The organism is Pseudomonas sp. UBA5568 (genome assembly GCF_002425525.1).
GTDB classification, from domain to species: Bacteria; Pseudomonadota; Gammaproteobacteria; order Pseudomonadales; family Pseudomonadaceae; genus Aquipseudomonas; species Aquipseudomonas fulva.
Map to the genome: position 1 here is coordinate 27923 of NZ_DIMK01000012.1, position 16897 is coordinate 44819.

Here is a 16897-nt window from a genome sequence, read left to right on the forward strand (position 1 = left end):
TCATACCAGCACCAGATTGTCACGATGCACCAGCTCAGGCTCGGCGCTATAACCCAGGATAGTCGCGATGGCGTCGGAGGATTGCCCAATGATCTTCTGCGCTTCCAGGGCACTGTAGTTAGCCAGGCCCCTGGCCACTTCCAACCCGTCAGGGCCCACGCACACCACCATCTCGCCACGTCGGAAGCTGCCCTGGATGGCCTTGACGCCCACTGGTAGCAAACTCTTGTTGGCCTGGCGCAGCGCCTGTACCGCTCCCTCGTCCAACACCAGCGTGCCGCGGGTCTGCAGATGACCCGCCAGCCACTGTTTACGGGCTGCCAGCATGCCGCGCTCAGGCGACAGCAAGGTGCCCAACCGCTCACCGGCCTTGAGACGATCGAGCACGCGCTCGATGCGCCCGCCAATGATGATGGTATGGGCACCAGAGCGTGCCGCCAGGCGTGCAGCGCGCAGCTTGGTCTGCATACCGCCGCGCCCCAGTGCACCACCGGTGCTGCCCGCCACGGCGTCCAGCGCCGGGTCATCGGCACGGGCTTCGAAGATCAGTTGCGCATCGGGGTTGTTGCGCGGGTCGGCATCGAACATGCCGTCACGGTCGGTCAGGATCACCAGCAGGTCGGCTTCCACGAGGTTAGCCACCAACGCCGCCAGAGTGTCGTTGTCACCGAAGCGAATCTCGTCGGTCACCACTGTGTCGTTTTCGTTGATCACCGGCACCACGCCCAGCTCGACGAGGGTGCGCAGGGTGCTGCGCGCATTGAGGTAGCGTTTGCGGTCGGACAGGTCGTCATGGGTCAGCAGGATCTGCGCGGTATGCTTGCCGTGCTCGCCAAAACTCGACTCCCAGGCCTGCACCAGGCGCATCTGGCCGATGGACGCTGCTGCCTGCAGCTCGTTCATCGCACTGGGGCGTGACGTCCAGCCCAGCTGGCTCATGCCGGCAGCCACGGCGCCCGAGGAGACCAGCACCAACTCCACGCCCGCCTCACGCAGCGCGACCATCTGCTCGACCCACACGGCCATGGCGCCGCGATCGAGGCCTTTGCCATCGGCGGTCAGCAGCGCACTGCCAATCTTCACGACCCAGCGCCTGGCGCCCGTCACCTTGCTTCGCATCGTCTTCCAACCTATGTCGAATCTGTAGATACCGTGGATACAAAAACGCCGCTCAAGCGAGCGGCGTTTAGTGTACTGCAACCGATCAGTCGCGCACGTAAATGATTTCCGGACCGTCTTCGTCGTCCTCGAAATCATCATCCCAGTCATCGTCATCGCCGATGTCGTGCACGCTCTTGACACCGGTGCGGCGCAAGGTGCGGGCATCGTCCAGGGCCTGCAACTGGGCGCGAGCCTCGTCCTCAATGCGTTGGTCGAGGTCAGCCAGCTCCTCGGCATAGGCCGGGTCGTTGGCCAGGCGGTCGGCGCGGTCTTCGAGGTAGCGCATCAGGTCGTGGCTGAGCTTTTCGGTACCTTGCTTGGAGATGGCCGAGATCACATACACAGGGCCCTCCCATTGCAGGCGCTCGACCACTTCCTTGACCCGCTCGTCGCGCTCGTCGTCCATGACCATGTCGGCCTTGTTCAGCACCAACCAGCGCTCACGCTCAGCCAGCGACGGGCTGAAGCGGGTCAGCTCGTTGACGATGACTTCGGCGGCATCGGCCGGGCTGCTCTCGTCCAGCGGCGCCATGTCCACCAGGTGCAGCAGAACACGGGTACGCGCCAGGTGCTTGAGGAAGCGAATGCCCAGGCCAGCACCGTCGGAGGCACCTTCGATCAGCCCAGGAATGTCGGCGATGACGAAGCTTTTCCAGCGGTCGACACTGACCACGCCCAGGTTTGGCACCAGGGTGGTGAACGGGTAATCGGCCACTTTCGGCTTGGCGGCCGATACCGAGCGGATGAAGGTGCTCTTGCCCGCATTCGGCAGGCCCAGCAGGCCTACATCGGCCAGCACTTTCATTTCCATCTTCAGGTCGCGCTGATCACCCGGTTTGCCTGGAGTGGTCTGGCGCGGTGCGCGGTTGGTACTGGATTTGAAACGGGTGTTGCCAAGGCCGTGCCAGCCGCCCTGAGCGACCATCAGCTTCTGCCCCGGCTTGACCAGGTCACCGATCACTTCCTGCGTGGAGGCATCGATGACCGTGGTGCCCACCGGCACACGCAGGAACAGGTCTTCACCCTTCTTGCCGGTGCAGTCGGTGCTGCCGCCATTGGCGCCGCGCTGAGCTTCGTGGTGACGGGTGTAGCGATAGTCGACCAGGGTGTTGAGGTTCTCGTCTGCCACCATGAACACCGAACCACCGTCACCGCCATCGCCGCCGTTGGGGCCACCGTTCTCGATGAACTTCTCGCGACGGAAGCTCATGCAACCGTTACCGCCGTCACCGGCTTTGACCCGAATGGATACTTCGTCAACAAACTTCATTCAAAAACCGCCTCTCGCCTTCCGACGAGTTGAACACTGATAAACATGAGGCTCTTGCAAAAATGAGCGCGGCGGCCCCGTACGACCGTAGAAACCCACGCCGGCAACCCATACAAACAGCTTTGCAAGAGGCTCACCACAAACGAAAAAGCCCCGTCGCATGACGGGGCTTCTGGAGCGACGTCGCGATTAGGCTGCGACGATGCTCACGTAACGGCGGTTGAACTCGCCTTTCTTCTCGAACTTGATCACGCCTTCGATCTTGGCGAACAGGGTGTGATCTTTACCGATGCCCACGCCGTAGCCTGGGTGGAATTCGGTGCCGCGCTGGCGGACGATGATGTTGCCTGGCTTGATAACCTGGCCGCCATACATCTTCACGCCAAGGCGTTTCGATTCTGAGTCGCGACCGTTACGAGTACTACCACCAGCCTTCTTGTGAGCCATGGTTCAATTCTCCAAATAAATTCAGGGGATCTAGGGGATTAAGCCTGGATGCCGGTGATTTTGATCTCGGTGAACCACTGGCGGTGGCCCATGCGCTTCATGTGGTGCTTACGACGACGGAACTTGATGATGCGAACCTTGTCGTGGCGGCCTTGCGAAACGACTTCGGCCACTACTTTAGCGCCAGCAACAACTGGAGCACCGATGGTGACTTCTTCACCGTTGGCGACCAGCAGAACGCGATCGAAAGTCACGGACTCGCCAGTGGCGACTTCCAGTTTCTCGACCTTGAGGAATTCACCTTCAGCGACTTTGTACTGCTTGCCGCCGGTAACGATTACTGCGTAAGACATGGTATTTCTCCGATAATCCTGCTCACCCAGCGCTTTATATGATGAGTATTGGCTGGCATGGCTGCACAGGGCTGGAACGGCCCGGCGCAATTGCGTAAGGCAGGTGCTGCCCAGGAAGTTAGGGTGCGCGATTGTACGCAACACAGGTTTTGCTTGCAAGTGCAGCGCCCGACCGACTGGCACCGTGCCTTGACACACCGGGACCCGCAACCTAGCATGCCGCGCAACCTCACTGGAGCAGCCGATGCAACCCCAAACCTTCTACCGTGCGGTGGCTGACGATTTCAGCGCCGTCGACGAGATCATCAAGAAGCAGCTGACCTCGCGCGTGCCGCTGGTATCGAAGATCGGCGACTATATCACGTCGGCCGGTGGCAAGCGCCTGCGCCCATTGCTGGTGTTACTGTGCGGCAAGGCCCTGGGCCACCGGGGCGACGACCTGCGGCTGCTGGCGGCAACCATCGAATTCCTGCACACCGCCACCCTGCTGCACGATGACGTGGTCGACATGTCGGGCATGCGCCGCGGCCGCTCCACGGCCAACGCCCTGTGGGGCAACGCCCCAAGCGTGCTGGTCGGTGATTTCCTCTATTCCCGCTCGTTCGAGATGATGGTCGAGCTGGGGTCGATGCCGGTCATGCAGATCCTGTCCAGGGCGACCCGGGTCATTGCCGAGGGTGAAGTGCTGCAGCTGTCGCGGGTTCGCGACGCCAGCACCACCGAGGACGTCTACATGGACGTCATCCGCGGCAAGACCGCCATGCTGTTCGAAGCCTCCACCCACAGTGCTGCGGCCCTGGCCCAGGCTTCCGATGCCCAGCGCGAGGCCTTGCGCATGTTCGGTGACCACCTGGGCGTGGCCTTCCAATTGGTCGACGACCTGCTCGACTATGAAGGTGACGCCGAGGCACTGGGCAAGAACGTGGGCGACGACCTGGCCGAGGGCAAGCCCACCCTGCCCTTGATCTACACCATGCGCGAGGGCACTGCCGAGCAAGCAGCGCTGGTACGCCAGGCCATCCAGAAAGGCGGCCTTGAAGACCTGGAGCAGATCCGCGCTGCGGTAGAAGCATCGGGTGCGCTCAAGTACACCGCAGCCCTGGCGCAGGATTACGTCAAGCGCGCCATCGAGTGCCTGGAAGTGCTCCCTGCCAGCGAATACCGGGATGCGCTGGTCGAACTCAGCCAGTTCGCCGTCGCACGCACTCACTAACGGCACGTCCCTTCCCCACACGCGGTTCGTCCCTCGAACCGCTGCGGACTTTTGTCCGGACATAATCACTTCTGAAACCAGACCTTCTACAATGGCGGCTTTTTCCGCCTGTCTGTTCGAGGAACCCAAGTGAGTACGTTGCCACCCTGCCCCAAATGCAATTCCGAATACACCTACGAGGATGGCACGCAGCTGATCTGCCCTGAATGTGCCCACGAGTGGTCGGCCAGCGGCGAAGCCGAATCTGCCAATGACGACGTGGTGAAAAAAGATTCCGTCGGCAATGTGCTACAGGACGGCGACACCGTGACCGTGATCAAGGACTTGAAGGTCAAGGGCTCGTCCCTGGTGGTCAAGGTCGGCACCAAGGTCAAGAACATCCGCCTGTGCGACGGTGACCACGATATCGACTGCAAGATCGACGGTATTGGCGCGATGAAGCTGAAATCGGAATTCGTGCGCAAGGTCTGATTTCATCCAGATCCGCCAATTGGTTCTTGCTATTTTGATAATAAGAATTATTCTCATTGGAAAGTTATCCAAGGAGAATAGTCATGACTTATCTGATCGATGCCTGGCTGGACCGCCCTCACCCATACCTGCGCATTCTTCATCGGGAGACCGGTGAGGTGTGCGCGGTGCTCGAAGCAGAGGCGCTGGATGAACTGCGCGACCAGGGCGACCTGGACCTGCGCGGGCTGAATTCGAATGAGCCTGGGGTACTGAAGGAGCTGGTGCGCAACCTGTTTCTGTTCTGCTACGCACGGGCGTTGCGCCCGATGGGGACAGACTGGAACTGACACATCTGGCGAGCTGGGAAAGGGCCGCAATGCGGCCCCAGCGGTATTACAGAACGTCGAGCAATTCGACGTCGAACACCAGTACGCTGTGCGGCGGGATGCTGCCGACACCCTGGGCACCGTAGGCCAATTCGCTTGGCACATACAGGCGCCACTTGCTGCCGGCGCTCATCAATTGCAGGGCTTCGGTCCAACCTGCGATCACGCCCCCAACCGGGAATTCGGCCGGCTGACCACGATCGTACGAGCTGTCGAACACGGTGCCGTCGATCAGGGTGCCGTGGTAGTGCACACGCACCTGGTCTTCGCGCGATGGCTTGGCGCCTTCACCGGTGTTCAGCGCTTCATACTGCAAGCCCGAATCCAGGGTGACGATGCCGTCGCGCTTGGCGTTGTCGGCCAAGAACTGCTTGCCGGCTGCCGCTGCAGCCTCGGCCTTGGCGGCTGCCTGGGCTTGCATCACTTCACGGATAACCTGGAAGCTGGCCGACAGATCGGCCTCGCTGACGCGGCTGTCTGCACCGTTGAAGGCGTCGGTCAGGCCGGCCACGATCGCTTCCAGGCTCACCCCTGGCGGCGGGTTGTCGCGCAGCTGGCCACCCAGCTGACGGCCGATGCCGTAGCTGACGCGGGTTTCGTCGGTAGACAGGTTGATCTCGGACATTGTCATGCTCCACTGCAGGGCGCAGCGCAGCCACGCCCTTGATGAAAAGGGCGAGCAGCCTAGCATATCGAGAGGCACCTAGCTGCACGCGGCAGACCCCCGCGTGCAGCTGAAGTCGAGGCTAGTGCTTGGTGAGCTTGTCCAGGTAACCCATGCAGAACGCCGAGACCACGAAGGTCATGTGGATGATGACGTACCACATCAGGTAATCGGTGGAGATGTTCTGGGCATCCATGAACACCCGCAACAGGTGGATGGACGAGATGGCCACGATCGACGCAGCCACCTTCATCTTCAGCGAGGAGGAGTCCATCTTGCCGAGCCAGTTGAGCTTTTCCTTGCTCTCGTCGATATCCAGCTGCGAAACGAAGTTCTCATAGCCGGAAATCATCACCATGACCAACAGCCCGCCGACCAGCGACATATCGATCAGCGACAGGATCACCAGGATCAGGTCGGCTTCGCTCAAGGCAAAGACGTTGGGCAGGACATGGACCACTTCCTGGAAGAATTTCAGCGCAAGGGCCAGCAGGCCCAGGGACAGGCCGAAGTAGATGGGGGCGAGCAGCCAGCGGGAGGCATACATCGCATTTTCGAGAATACGTTCCATGGAGGATGGGGACTCGTAGGTGGCTGGAAAAACGACCGCGAGTATAGCCAGCCGCCTCATGCAGCAAAAGCTGGATGACCGTCCCGGCCTGTTCAGGTCTCAGGATGGAACTGGTAGTCGCCCAGGTTTTTGGTGCGCTCGCCGTTCATGCGCCGCAACTGCGCCTGCAGGTGCAGGCACCAGATGGGCGGGTCTTCGTTGAGCTGATACCCGTGCAGGGTCAGGCTGTCGACGATGGCATTGAGCACGGACTCGGCCACCTGCGGCCCGTGAAACGGCCCTTGGGCCTTTACTGCCGAGGGTTGCTCACCGGCCATGCCGGCGGCGAACAGCAGTGTCCACATACCGGTATCGCCAGCCAGTGGCCGGATACTGCATTCGATGCGGGTCACAAGGCCCAGGCACTGACGTGTAAGGCTGAGGTTGCGCATGGCCGCGTCCTCCGAAAGCTCCGTTCAGCCCAGCAAACGGGCTGTCTTCATCCTGAACACTGATGTCGTCCTTGGTTCAGCATAGAAGAGCGTCAGCACAAGATGGAAAACCGGCGCCGAACGGTAGCCATTGGCCGCCAGCGCCGGTTTCTTGACTCAAGCAGGCTTGGCTTGCGCGATCACCTCTTCAAGGCGCTCCTTTTCCGCCTTCTCGATGTCTTCCTCACTGATCATCTCGGCAATCTCGCGCAGCCGTTCGACGACGCGTGCATTCACGCTACCCTCGGTGAACTGCCCTTTCTCGTCAGGCACACCCGCCTCCTCGCCTACCAGCAGGCTCAACGCCTCATCTGCCTGGCTGACCGCATACACATGGAAGGTGCCACTCTCGACCGCCTGCAACACACGTTCGTCGAGCATGAGCGTGGCCACGTTGGCGCGCGGGATGATCACCCCCTGCTCACCGGTCAGGCCACGGGCTTCGCAGAGCCTGAAGAACCCTTCGATCTTCTCGTTCACACCCCCGACAGCCTGCACTTCACCGAACTGGTTGATGGAACCGGTGATCGCGAAGCACTGCTTGAGCGGGGTGCGCGAAAGGGCCGAGATCAACGTGCAGGCCTCACCTAGCGAGGCGCTGTCGCCGTCCACGTAACCGTAGGATTGCTCCAGGGCGATGCTGGCCGAGATCGCCAGCGGGAATTCCTGGGCATAGCGGCTGCCCAGGTAGCCGGTCAGGATCATTACCCCCTTGGAGTGGATAGGCTGGCCCAGGTTTACCTCGCGCTCGATGTCGACGATACCGCTACCGCCCGGGTACACGGTGGCCGAGATACGCGCGGGCATGCCGAATGCCGAGTCGCCCACCTCCAGCACGGTCAGGCCATTGCACTTGCCGATGGCCGCGCCCTGGGTGTCGATGAGGATGATGCCGGCCAGCATGTCGTCCAGCACCCGCTGCGAGACCCGCCCGGTGCGTGTGGCCTTGGCCTTGAGTGCACGTTCGATATGGCCAGCATCGGTCATTTCGTCGTTGGCCAGCTGACGAATGAAGTCGGCCTCGCTGACCAGCTGGAACAGGTCGCCGATCCGGGCCGAGAGCCGTGCCTGGTTTTCAGCCAGGCGAGCGCTGTAGGTCGCTAGCCGGGCCACGGCGTCGCTGGTCAAGGGCGCCATGCCCTCCTCGTTGGTACGGGTGCGCAGCAGTTGGGCGAACTGCTCCAGGTTCTCGTCGACCATGGGCATGTCTTCGTCGAAATCCACCAGCACCCTGAACATCTCCTGAAAGTCCGGGTCGTGGTCCTGCAGCGCGTAATACAACTGACGCGAGCCGATGATCACCAGCTTGACGTTGAGCGGGATCACCTGCGGGGTAAGGCTGACGGTCGCCACCCGGCCAAGCTCGCCCAAGGGTGACTCCATCTTGAGCTTGCGCGATTGCAGGGCGCGCTTGAGCGCATCCCAGACAAAGGGCTCACCCAGCATTTTCTCGGCTTCCAGGATCAGGAAGCCGCCGTTGGCCCGGTGCAGGGCTCCCGGACGCAACTGCCGGTACGACGTGTAGAGCGCGCCCTGGTCGGTGCTGTACTCGATGCGACCGAACAGGTTGTCGTAGGTCGGGTGCGGCTCGAACACCACCGGCGCCCCGCCGTCATGATGATGGCCCACGACCAGGCTGGGTGCGTACTGCTCCTCGAGCATCTTGCGCGCCACGGCGTCTGTCTTGCTGTCCTCGACCAGTTGCTCGACCACCGTGCGCAACAGGTTCAGTTGCACCGATTGCAGGTAGGCACACACGGCAGCGTTCTCGGCGTACTTTTCCGACAGCGGTGCGAGCAAAGGCTCAAGTGCCAAGGTAATGGTTTCTTCGTTGAGCTGGCGCAACTGGTTGTTCGACTCACGCTTCCATTGCGGAAGGCTGGCCAGCTCTTCGTTCAAACGCTCCTCGAGCAGGGCGATGTCTTCGTGAAACTGTTCGCGCACGTGCTCAGGCAACTGGGCGAACTCGGCCTCATCCAGGGCCTTGCCGTCTGCCATCGGCGTGAAGGCCACGTTGCTGGCATCGCGGTACAAGGCCACGTCCTTTTCCAGCGAAGCGCGCTCGATCACATCCAGCGCGCGGTCGTAGCGCTGGTTGAAGGCGCGGTCGATGGCGCCTTTTTTCTGCTGGTACGAGGGGTGTTCGAACACGGCCGGGAATGTCGCCAGCAAGTTGTCGATCAACCCGTTCATGTCAGCGATGAAGTCCCCGGCACTGCCCGATGGCAATTCCAGGGCTCGCGGCTCGCGGGTGTCGTCAAAATGGTTGACGTAAAGCCAGTCGGATGGGGTCTGCTGACGCTTGCCCTCCGCCTTGAGGTAACGCTTGACGAACGAGAACCGGCCGGTACCGGGCTCGCCCATCACGTATACGTTGTAGCCGGGGCGCGGCATGGCCACGCCGAATTGCAGGGCCTCGACAGCACGCTCCTGGCCCAGTACGCCGCGAAACGGCTCCAGATCGTCCGTATTGGTGAAAGCAAACTGCTCGGGAGAGAAACGCCGGGTGAGGGCTTCAGGCGCAAGACGCAGGCGCGCAGCGACAGGATCGGGCATTGGGTTTCCTTACTTCGGCGGGGCAGATACGCAGCATTCTGGCGCTGCCTGCGCGCGGGTTGCAAGGCTCCTCGGGATTTATGTCGCAGGCGCGACGGTGTCTTGTACAAGCAAATTTTTCGCAATCGGTAACGCAACCTTTGGAACATGCCTAAACTCCAACTTGCGCGGGTGGGTGAAATGCTTTCCCGACCTGGCACCCGAGTTGCCAGAAACCTGACCCTTGGTTTAAGTCAAATAGAGAATAAATGCTATGAAACGGATTCTTCTGGGTACTCTGTTCACCGTCGCTTCGCTCAACGCCATGGCCGACGCGCCAGGCGGCCCGAATTGCGGCTGGGGCAACATGCTGTTCGAAGGCCAGCGCGGCACTCCGGCACACTTCCTGGCTTCCACCACCAACGGCACTTCCGGTAACGCCACCTTCGGCATGACCTCCGGCACCAACGGCTGCTCCACCAAGTCTGCACTGACCTACGGCGGCAAATCGTGGTTCGCCATGAACGGCATGATGAACGAGCTTTCCGAAGACATGGCCATGGGTCAGGGTGAAGCACTGACCACCTACGCCGTGGTACTGGGCGTGGCGCCGGAAGACCGTGCGCACTTCGCATCGGTCACCCACGATCACTTCAACCAGATCTTCAGCAGCGCCGATGTCAATGCTGAAACCGTGCACAGCAACACCCTGGCCGTTCTGAAGAACGACCCACGCCTGGCCAAGTACGCTACCGAAGCCTAAACGCGCGTTTCCCGCCCCGGCTCCGGGGCGGGTCTCTCTTTCTTCGGCATCGTCTGGAAGTAGTTGCCCGATATGCTCAAACGCCTTGCCTCTCTGGCGCTGTTGTTCTGCGCCCCTGTTCAAGCTGCGCCGATGCTGGATCAAGGCCGTCTCCAGCAACTGGCCAGTACCCCCTACTGGATTGCTTTGGGCCATTACGAAACCGGTAAGCTCGGTGGCTGGCGCAGCTACGTAGACGATGACGCATTCTTCCTTGCCCACGATGGCGCACACCATCCGGACCGTGAGCTGAAAGCGACGGTGCAGGCGCTGTATGCCCCGGCAAGCCTGGGCGACAAGCACGCTCAGTGTGTATTCCCGGCCCGCACTCGCTGGCTGAAAGAGCAACTTGGCCTACAGGATTTGCCGCAACCCCAGTGCCAGGAATTCAAGACTTGGTACCAGTCGATCGACCCGCACAGCGCTGCGTTGATCTTCCCGGCTGCCTACCTGAACAGCCCCTCGTCGATGTTCGGGCACACGCTGCTGCGCATCGACCAGTCCACTACCCGCAGTGACGCCACCACGCTGCTCAGCTACGCGATCAACTTCGGCGCGTACATCGAAGGCAGCGACAACAGCATTCTGTATGCCTGGAAAGGGTTGGCCGGTGGTTATCCCGGCCTGTTCGCGCTGATGCCCTATCAGGAGAAACTGTCGGAATACCGCAGCCTGGAAAACCGCGACCTGTGGGAATACCAGCTAGACCTCACGCCGGAAGAAACAGGCCGCATGGTCGAGCACGTCTGGGAACTGAAACAGATTCAGTTCGACTACTTCTTCTTCGACGAGAACTGCTCCTATCGCCTGCTGGAGTTGCTGCAGGTGGCTCGGCCAGGCCTGGACCTGACCTCGCAGTTCCCGCTGACCGCCATACCGACCGACACCGTGAAGGCAGTGAAACAATCGGGCTTGGTCGCCAGTGAACTCTACCGTCCCTCGCGCGAGCGCGAACTGCTGGCGCGTGCAGCGCCGCTGGATCATGACGAGAAACGCCAGGTGCTGGCCGTAAGCGCCGACACTGCGCAATTGCAAAACCCCGCGTTCAAGGCCCTGCCCCGCGAGCGGCAGGCCTTGATACAAGACGCTGCCTACCGCCTTGAGCGTTACCGCGCCAATGGCCAGGAACGTGACCCCGGCCAGGCCAAGCGCAGCTTCGAACTGCTACGCGCGATCAACACCAACCCGCCGCCGCCGTTGGCCATCGAGCGCCCGGGGTTGCCCGAGGACGGCCATGACTCGCGTACCTGGCAGTTGGGCGTGGGCACGCGCGAAGACCGCGCCTATGCCGAATATGGCCTGCGCATGGCTTACCATGATCTCAACGACAACGCCTACGGCTTCCCATTGGGGGCGCAGATCGAGATCTTGCAACTGAAAGTGCGCCAGTACGAAGGCAATGACTGGCAAGTGCAACGCCTGGACCTGGCGACCATTCGTTCGCTGACACCGCGCAACGAACTGCTCAAGCCCTGGTCGTGGCAAGTGGCCGGCGGCCTTGAGCGGGTGCCGGGCAAACACGATGACGAGGTGCTGGTGAGCCACGTCAATGGTGGCGCCGGTGGCACCTGGCAGCTGGGTGATGACTTGCTGGGCTTTGCACTGGGTACAGTCCGTGTAGAACACCACAACGACTTCGCGCAGTTCATCGCACCTGCCGCAGGTTTCAATGGCGGGCTGCTGTGGCGCAATGGGCTTGGCAACATGACGCTGGAGGCCAAGGGCGATTACTTCACCAATGGCGAAGTGCGCCGTAGCGTCAGCCTGAACCAGCAGTGGGAAATCAGCCAGAACCTGGGGCTGCGCCTGAGTGCCTCGCGCCAGTTCAGCCACCTGTCCACGGCGCAGAACGAGGTGATGCTGGAAGTGAAGTGGTATCACTACTGAGGGTCTGGTCTGGTGTGAAAGCGTTCATGTTTACGGCGATGTTCCGGCCTGTGGCCCGCCTCAACCAGTCTTTGACACGGTTTTGACAGCACGCCCACAACTGGCCCTCTAGACTTCACCTGGACGGCATGAGGGCAAGGTCTATGTGGCGGTTCTGGTTGGGTCTGTGCGTGGCGATGCTGCTGTCGGGGTGCGAAACGACTCACGAGCAGATGCTTGGCCAGGGGTTTCCCCCTGCCTACGCCGATGGCTTCGAGGACGGGTGCAGCAGCGGCCGTCAGGCCGCGGGCGTGCCGGCAGGTGATTTTCGCAAGAACGTGCCGCGCTACCTTCAAGAACGGCAGTACGAGTCCGGCTGGGACGATGGCTTTCGCCAATGCCAGGCCATGCAGGAGCGGGCCGAACAGCAGCGCTACCACGAGCGTTTCTGGGACGAACGGGACCGTGAGTGGCAGCAGGAGAAAGACCGCGGCGCTGCCCGCGCCTGGCGTTGAAGACGTCGCAGGTGGGCATTGCTTGAAACCCCGCCCCTGCCATGATGGTCTTCTGCACAAGGAGGCACTCATGAGCCGAGCATTTGTCAACGAAGACCAGGCCGCCGCCCAGGCCGACCAACCCGTCGAGCGGCGTGTCAGCGACCAGCCCAATTACGTCACCGCCAACGGCCTGCGCCAACTGCAGCAACGGCTGACCGAACTCAATACGTTGCGCAGTGAGTTGCAGGCTCAGGGCGAGCGTGCCGACAAACAGCGATTGGCCGAAATCGAGCGTGATCTGCGGTATTTCGCCGCGCGGGTACACAGTGCCCAAGTGGTGCCGACAGCCCTGTCCACCGAAAAAGTGCAGATAGGCAGCCGCGTCAGGTTCATCGACGATCAGGACCAGGAACACTTGGTGTGCCTGGTAGGCGAAGATGAGGCTGACGCGGCGCGTGGATTGATCAACTGGGGCTCACCCCTGGGCAGGGCCTTGCTGGGCGCAGCCCCGGGAGATGAGGTGACATGGCGCCGCCCCGTCGGTGAACAGGCTATCGAGATCATTGAGATCGAAGGGGCGGGCTGACAGCCCACCGCAGCCGACCCGGCGAGACCTCTCAATATGCCTGTAACTGGTGTGCCGACGATGGGCTGCCAAGCCTCACGCGATCAGACGACCCCTTGGGCCAGCATCGCATCGGCCACCTTCACGAAGCCCGCAATGTTGGCCCCTTTGACATAGTTGACCCGGCCATCGCCCTCTTCACCATAGTGAACGCAGGCGTGGTGAATCGACTGCATGATGCCATGCAGCTTGCTGTCCACTTCGCCAGCAGTCCACAGCAAGCGCATGGCGTTCTGCGACATTTCCAGGCCCGACACCGCAACGCCACCCGCGTTGGACGCCTTGCCCGGCGCATAGAGGATGCCAGCTTCAAGGAAGATGTCCACAGCCGCCAGGGTCGTGGGCATGTTGGCGCCTTCTGCGACGCAGATACAGCCGTTGGCCAACAGTGCCTTGGCATCCTCGACGTCCAGTTCGTTCTGCGTCGCGCATGGCAGCGCGATGTCGCAGGCCAGGCTCCACGGCGTCTTGCCCTTGCGGAACTCCAGGCCGAATTGCCCGGCCAGCTCGCTGATGCGGCCGCGCTTGACGTTCTTGAGGGTCATCACCGCTTCCCACTGCGCGTCGGTGAGGCCCGCTTCGGCGTACAAGGTACCTTCGGAATCAGACAGCGAGATCACCTTGCCCCCCAGGTCCATCACCTTGCGCGCGGCGTATTGCGCGACGTTGCCCGAGCCCGAGATCGCCACGCGACGGCCGTCGATGCGCTGGTCCTGGCGCTTGAGCATCTCCTCGGCAAAATACACACAGCCATAGCCCGTGGCTTCCGGACGAATCAGGCTGCCGCCATAGGTCATGCCCTTGCCGGTCAGCACGGAGGTAAACTGGTTGGCCAGACGCTTGTATTGCCCGAACATATAGCCGATCTCGCGCGCCCCTACCCCGATGTCCCCGGCTGGAACATCGCAGTCGGCACCGATGTGACGGTACAGCTCGCTCATGAAGGCCTGGCAGAAGCGCATCACTTCGGCGTCGCTCTTGCCCTTGGGATCGAAGTCAGACCCACCCTTGCCACCGCCCATGGGCAGCGAGGTCAGGGAGTTCTTGAAGACTTGCTCGAATGCGAGGAATTTCAGAACACTGAGGTTCACCGAAGGGTGGAAGCGCAGGCCGCCCTTGTAGGGGCCAATGGCGCTGTTCATCTGGATACGGTAACCGCGGTTGACCTGAACCTTGCCGTGATCGTCCACCCACGACACCCGGAACAACACTGCACGCTCAGGCTCGACCATGCGCTCGAGAATGCCCGCTTGCAGGTAGTGAGGGTTGGCTTCCAGAAAGGGCCACAAGGTGCGCAGCACTTCTTCGACGGCCTGGTGAAACTCGGGTTGGCCAGGGTCACGCTGTTGCAGGCGTGCAAGGAAATTGTCGACGGATTCGATCATGGTAGACATCTCACCAAGAGGATTGGACTTATTGGTTTTTCCCGAATGTACCAAGAAGCAATTGCCCTGTAACAGGGCGAAATGTCGTTTTATTGAAATAATTTGGTGCGTTTTATGTAAATGTATACAAACCGCTAAGACGGCAACTCAGGCGTGGCCCACTAGATGTCAGCTACCAGAAGGCCTGCCGTAGCCCTTCATGACCTATGGACAGAATCCGAACAAATTGTGAAGCACGCACGAAAATGGGGCCCCTGAGGGCCCCATTTCTGTGCAGCAGACGCTGGCTTATTGCGCCAGCTTCTTGTGACGCACACGGTGCGGCTGTGCGGCGGCATCGCCCAGGCGCTTCTTGCGATCGGCTTCGTACTCGGTGTAGTTGCCTTCGAAGAACACCACGTTCGAGTCGTCTTCGTATGCCAGGATGTGAGTCGCGACGCGGTCCAGGAACCAACGGTCGTGGGAAATCACGATGGCGGCGCCGGGGAAGTCCAGCAGTGCCTCTTCCAGGGAACGCAAGGTCTCGACGTCGAGGTCGTTGGACGGTTCGTCGAGCAGCAGGACGTTGCCGCCCTCTTTCAAGGTCAGGGCCAGGTGCAGACGGCCACGTTCACCGCCCGAGAGGTCCTTGACGAACTTCTGCTGGTCGCCACCTTTGAAATTGAAGCGGCCCACGTAAGTGCGCGACGGGATTTCGTAGTTGCCGATACGGATCATGTCCGAGCCGTCGGAAATCTGCTGGAACACGGTCTTGGCGCCGTCCAGGTCCTCGCGGCTCTGGTCGACACACGCCAGTTGCACGGTTTCACCGATCTCGATGCTGCCCGAATCCGGCTGCTCCTTGCCCATGAGCATGCGGAACAGGGTGGATTTACCGGCGCCGTTACCCCCGATCACGCCCACGATCGCACCCTTGGGCATGGCGAAGGACAGGTTGTCGATCAGGACGCGGTCGCCATAACCCTTGGTGACGTTCTTGAATTCGATGACCTTGTCGCCCAGACGCGGACCGGCCGGGATGTAGATCTCGTTGGTTTCGCTGCGCTTCTGGAATTCCTGCGACTGCAGTTCCTCGAAACGCTGCAGACGTGCCTTGGATTTGGACTGGCGGGCCTTGGCGCCTTTGCGCACCCACTCCAGTTCTTCCTTCATGGCCTTTTCATGGGCGCTCTGCTGTTTGGATTCCTGGGCCAGACGATCGGACTTGGCTTCCAGCCAGCCCGAATAGTTGCCTTCATAGGGAATACCGGCGCCGCGGTCGAGCTCCAGGATCCAGCCTGCGACGTTGTCGAGGAAGTAACGGTCGTGGGTAATGGCCACCACGGTGCCGGGGAAATCGTGCAGGAAACGCTCGAGCCAGGCGACCGAGTCAGCGTCCAGGTGGTTGGTCGGTTCGTCGAGCAGCAGCATGTCGGGGGCCGACAGCAGCAGGCGGCACAGGGCGACACGGCGCTTCTCGCCACCGGAGAGGTGCTCGATGCGTGCATCCCAGGCCGGCAGGCGCAGCGCGTCGGCGGCGACGTCCAGCTGGCGTTCCAGGTTATGCCCGTCGGCGGCCTGCAGGATGGATTCGAGCTTGGCCTGCTCGGCAGCCAGCTTGTCGAAGTCGGCGTCCGGCTCGGCGTAGGCCGCGTAGACCTCGTCAAGACGCGCCTGGGCGTCCTTGATGACGCTGACGGCTTCCTCGACCACCTCACGGACCGACTTGCTCGGGTCCAGCTGAGGCTCCTGGGGCAGGTAGCCCACGTTGATGTCAGGCATCGGACGGGCTTCGCCGTCGAATTCCTTGTCGACGCCCGCCATGATCCGCAGCAGCGTCGATTTACCTGCGCCGTTGAGGCCCAGCACGCCGATCTTGGCGCCAGGGAAGAACGACAGGGAAATGTTCTTCAGGATTTCCCGCTTCGGCGGCACGACCTTGCTCAGCCGATGCATGGTGTAGACGTATTGAGCCAAAACCAAGCCCTCTAATTCAGATAGGTAAAGACATCGACGATCGCCCCAGCGGGTCGGCCAGGGGTCGGGTGTCGTTGAACAAAGTGGACCATTCTACGCCAACGCGCAGTATTTGATAGGAGGCGCCGCGCCGGCGGCGCAGGCCTGAAGCGGTGGTCCGGCAGCAGCGGCCTTGCCCTGTAGTCGCGCCTGGCGAGCAGCCCTTGTTCAGACGTGACGCTGGCGCGCCTTGCCCCGTGGCAG

17 protein-coding genes are annotated in these 16897 nt (G+C 61.5%); 7 read left to right on the plus strand and 10 right to left on the minus strand.

Annotation, left to right across the window (positions count from 1 at the left end; translation table 11 throughout):
- From proB to rplU, 4 genes are all read right to left on the minus strand, one after another.
- Complete coding sequence (proB, locus tag B2S33_RS03680; RefSeq protein ID WP_028688090.1) at positions 1-1119, minus strand: glutamate 5-kinase; 1119 nt, start codon at positions 1117-1119, stop codon at positions 1-3.
- A gap of 85 nt (positions 1120-1204) precedes the next feature.
- Positions 1205-2431: an Obg family GTPase CgtA gene (gene cgtA / locus B2S33_RS03685; protein WP_028688089.1), complete on the minus strand. Its 1227-nt coding sequence runs from the start codon at positions 2429-2431 to the stop codon at positions 1205-1207.
- Between the two features lie 189 nt (positions 2432-2620).
- Positions 2621-2878 carry a 50S ribosomal protein L27 gene (gene rpmA, locus B2S33_RS03690; RefSeq protein ID WP_023533198.1) on the minus strand — a complete coding sequence of 86 codons (258 nt, stop codon included), beginning with the start codon at positions 2876-2878 and terminating at the stop codon, positions 2621-2623.
- A 38-nt stretch (positions 2879-2916) separates the two neighbouring features.
- Complete coding sequence (rplU, locus tag B2S33_RS03695) at positions 2917-3231, minus strand: 50S ribosomal protein L21 (RefSeq protein WP_023533254.1); 315 nt, start codon at positions 3229-3231, stop codon at positions 2917-2919.
- A gap of 244 nt (positions 3232-3475) precedes the next feature.
- Between rplU and B2S33_RS03700 the strand changes: the two genes are divergently transcribed.
- From B2S33_RS03700 to B2S33_RS03710, 3 genes are all read left to right on the plus strand, one after another.
- Complete coding sequence (locus B2S33_RS03700; RefSeq protein WP_027915471.1) at positions 3476-4444, plus strand: polyprenyl synthetase family protein; 969 nt, start codon at positions 3476-3478, stop codon at positions 4442-4444.
- Between the two features lie 129 nt (positions 4445-4573).
- A complete protein-coding gene (locus tag B2S33_RS03705; protein WP_027915472.1) occupies positions 4574-4915 on the plus strand; it encodes a zinc ribbon domain-containing protein YjdM in 342 nt (113 codons plus the stop codon).
- A gap of 83 nt (positions 4916-4998) precedes the next feature.
- Positions 4999-5244: a hypothetical protein gene (locus B2S33_RS03710; RefSeq protein WP_027915473.1), complete on the plus strand. Its 246-nt coding sequence runs from the start codon at positions 4999-5001 to the stop codon at positions 5242-5244.
- Between the two features lie 46 nt (positions 5245-5290).
- Here the strand turns inward: B2S33_RS03710 and B2S33_RS03715 are convergent, their stop codons facing one another.
- From B2S33_RS03715 to B2S33_RS03730, 4 genes are all read right to left on the minus strand, one after another.
- A complete protein-coding gene (locus tag B2S33_RS03715; protein WP_027915474.1) occupies positions 5291-5908 on the minus strand; it encodes an FKBP-type peptidyl-prolyl cis-trans isomerase in 618 nt (205 codons plus the stop codon).
- Positions 5909-6029: 121 nt separating this feature from the next.
- Complete coding sequence (locus B2S33_RS03720; RefSeq protein ID WP_003247486.1) at positions 6030-6518, minus strand: TIGR00645 family protein; 489 nt, start codon at positions 6516-6518, stop codon at positions 6030-6032.
- A 92-nt stretch (positions 6519-6610) separates the two neighbouring features.
- Positions 6611-6949 carry a hypothetical protein gene (locus B2S33_RS03725; RefSeq protein WP_027915475.1) on the minus strand — a complete coding sequence of 113 codons (339 nt, stop codon included), beginning with the start codon at positions 6947-6949 and terminating at the stop codon, positions 6611-6613.
- Positions 6950-7105: 156 nt separating this feature from the next.
- Complete coding sequence (locus B2S33_RS03730) at positions 7106-9544, minus strand: Lon protease family protein (RefSeq protein WP_027915476.1); 2439 nt, start codon at positions 9542-9544, stop codon at positions 7106-7108.
- A 253-nt stretch (positions 9545-9797) separates the two neighbouring features.
- On the opposite strand from B2S33_RS03730, the gene B2S33_RS03735 reads away from it, so the two are divergent.
- The 4 genes from B2S33_RS03735 (at position 9798) to B2S33_RS03750 (ending at position 13274) form a co-directional block, all read left to right on the plus strand.
- Entirely contained in the window at positions 9798-10286 is a 489-nt protein-coding gene (locus tag B2S33_RS03735) for a DUF3015 domain-containing protein (RefSeq protein WP_023533283.1), read from the plus strand.
- A gap of 72 nt (positions 10287-10358) precedes the next feature.
- A complete protein-coding gene (locus B2S33_RS03740) occupies positions 10359-12212 on the plus strand; it encodes a DUF4105 domain-containing protein (protein ID WP_110606913.1) in 1854 nt (617 codons plus the stop codon).
- A gap of 143 nt (positions 12213-12355) precedes the next feature.
- On the plus strand, positions 12356-12706 hold the full coding sequence (locus B2S33_RS03745; RefSeq protein WP_027915478.1) for a hypothetical protein: 351 nt from the start codon (positions 12356-12358) through the stop codon (positions 12704-12706).
- 70 nt (positions 12707-12776) lie between these two features.
- Positions 12777-13274 (plus strand): GreA/GreB family elongation factor, encoded by a 498-nt coding sequence (locus B2S33_RS03750; RefSeq protein ID WP_027915479.1) that lies wholly within the window; start codon positions 12777-12779, stop codon positions 13272-13274.
- 83 nt (positions 13275-13357) lie between these two features.
- On the opposite strand, the gene gdhA is transcribed toward B2S33_RS03750, so the two are convergent.
- Both gdhA and ettA read right to left on the minus strand, forming a co-directional pair.
- Complete coding sequence (gene gdhA, locus B2S33_RS03755; RefSeq protein ID WP_286751333.1) at positions 13358-14698, minus strand: NADP-specific glutamate dehydrogenase; 1341 nt, start codon at positions 14696-14698, stop codon at positions 13358-13360.
- A 288-nt stretch (positions 14699-14986) separates the two neighbouring features.
- On the minus strand, positions 14987-16654 hold the full coding sequence (gene ettA / locus B2S33_RS03760) for an energy-dependent translational throttle protein EttA (protein WP_023533201.1): 1668 nt from the start codon (positions 16652-16654) through the stop codon (positions 14987-14989).
- Between the last annotated feature and the right edge of the window lie 243 nt (positions 16655-16897).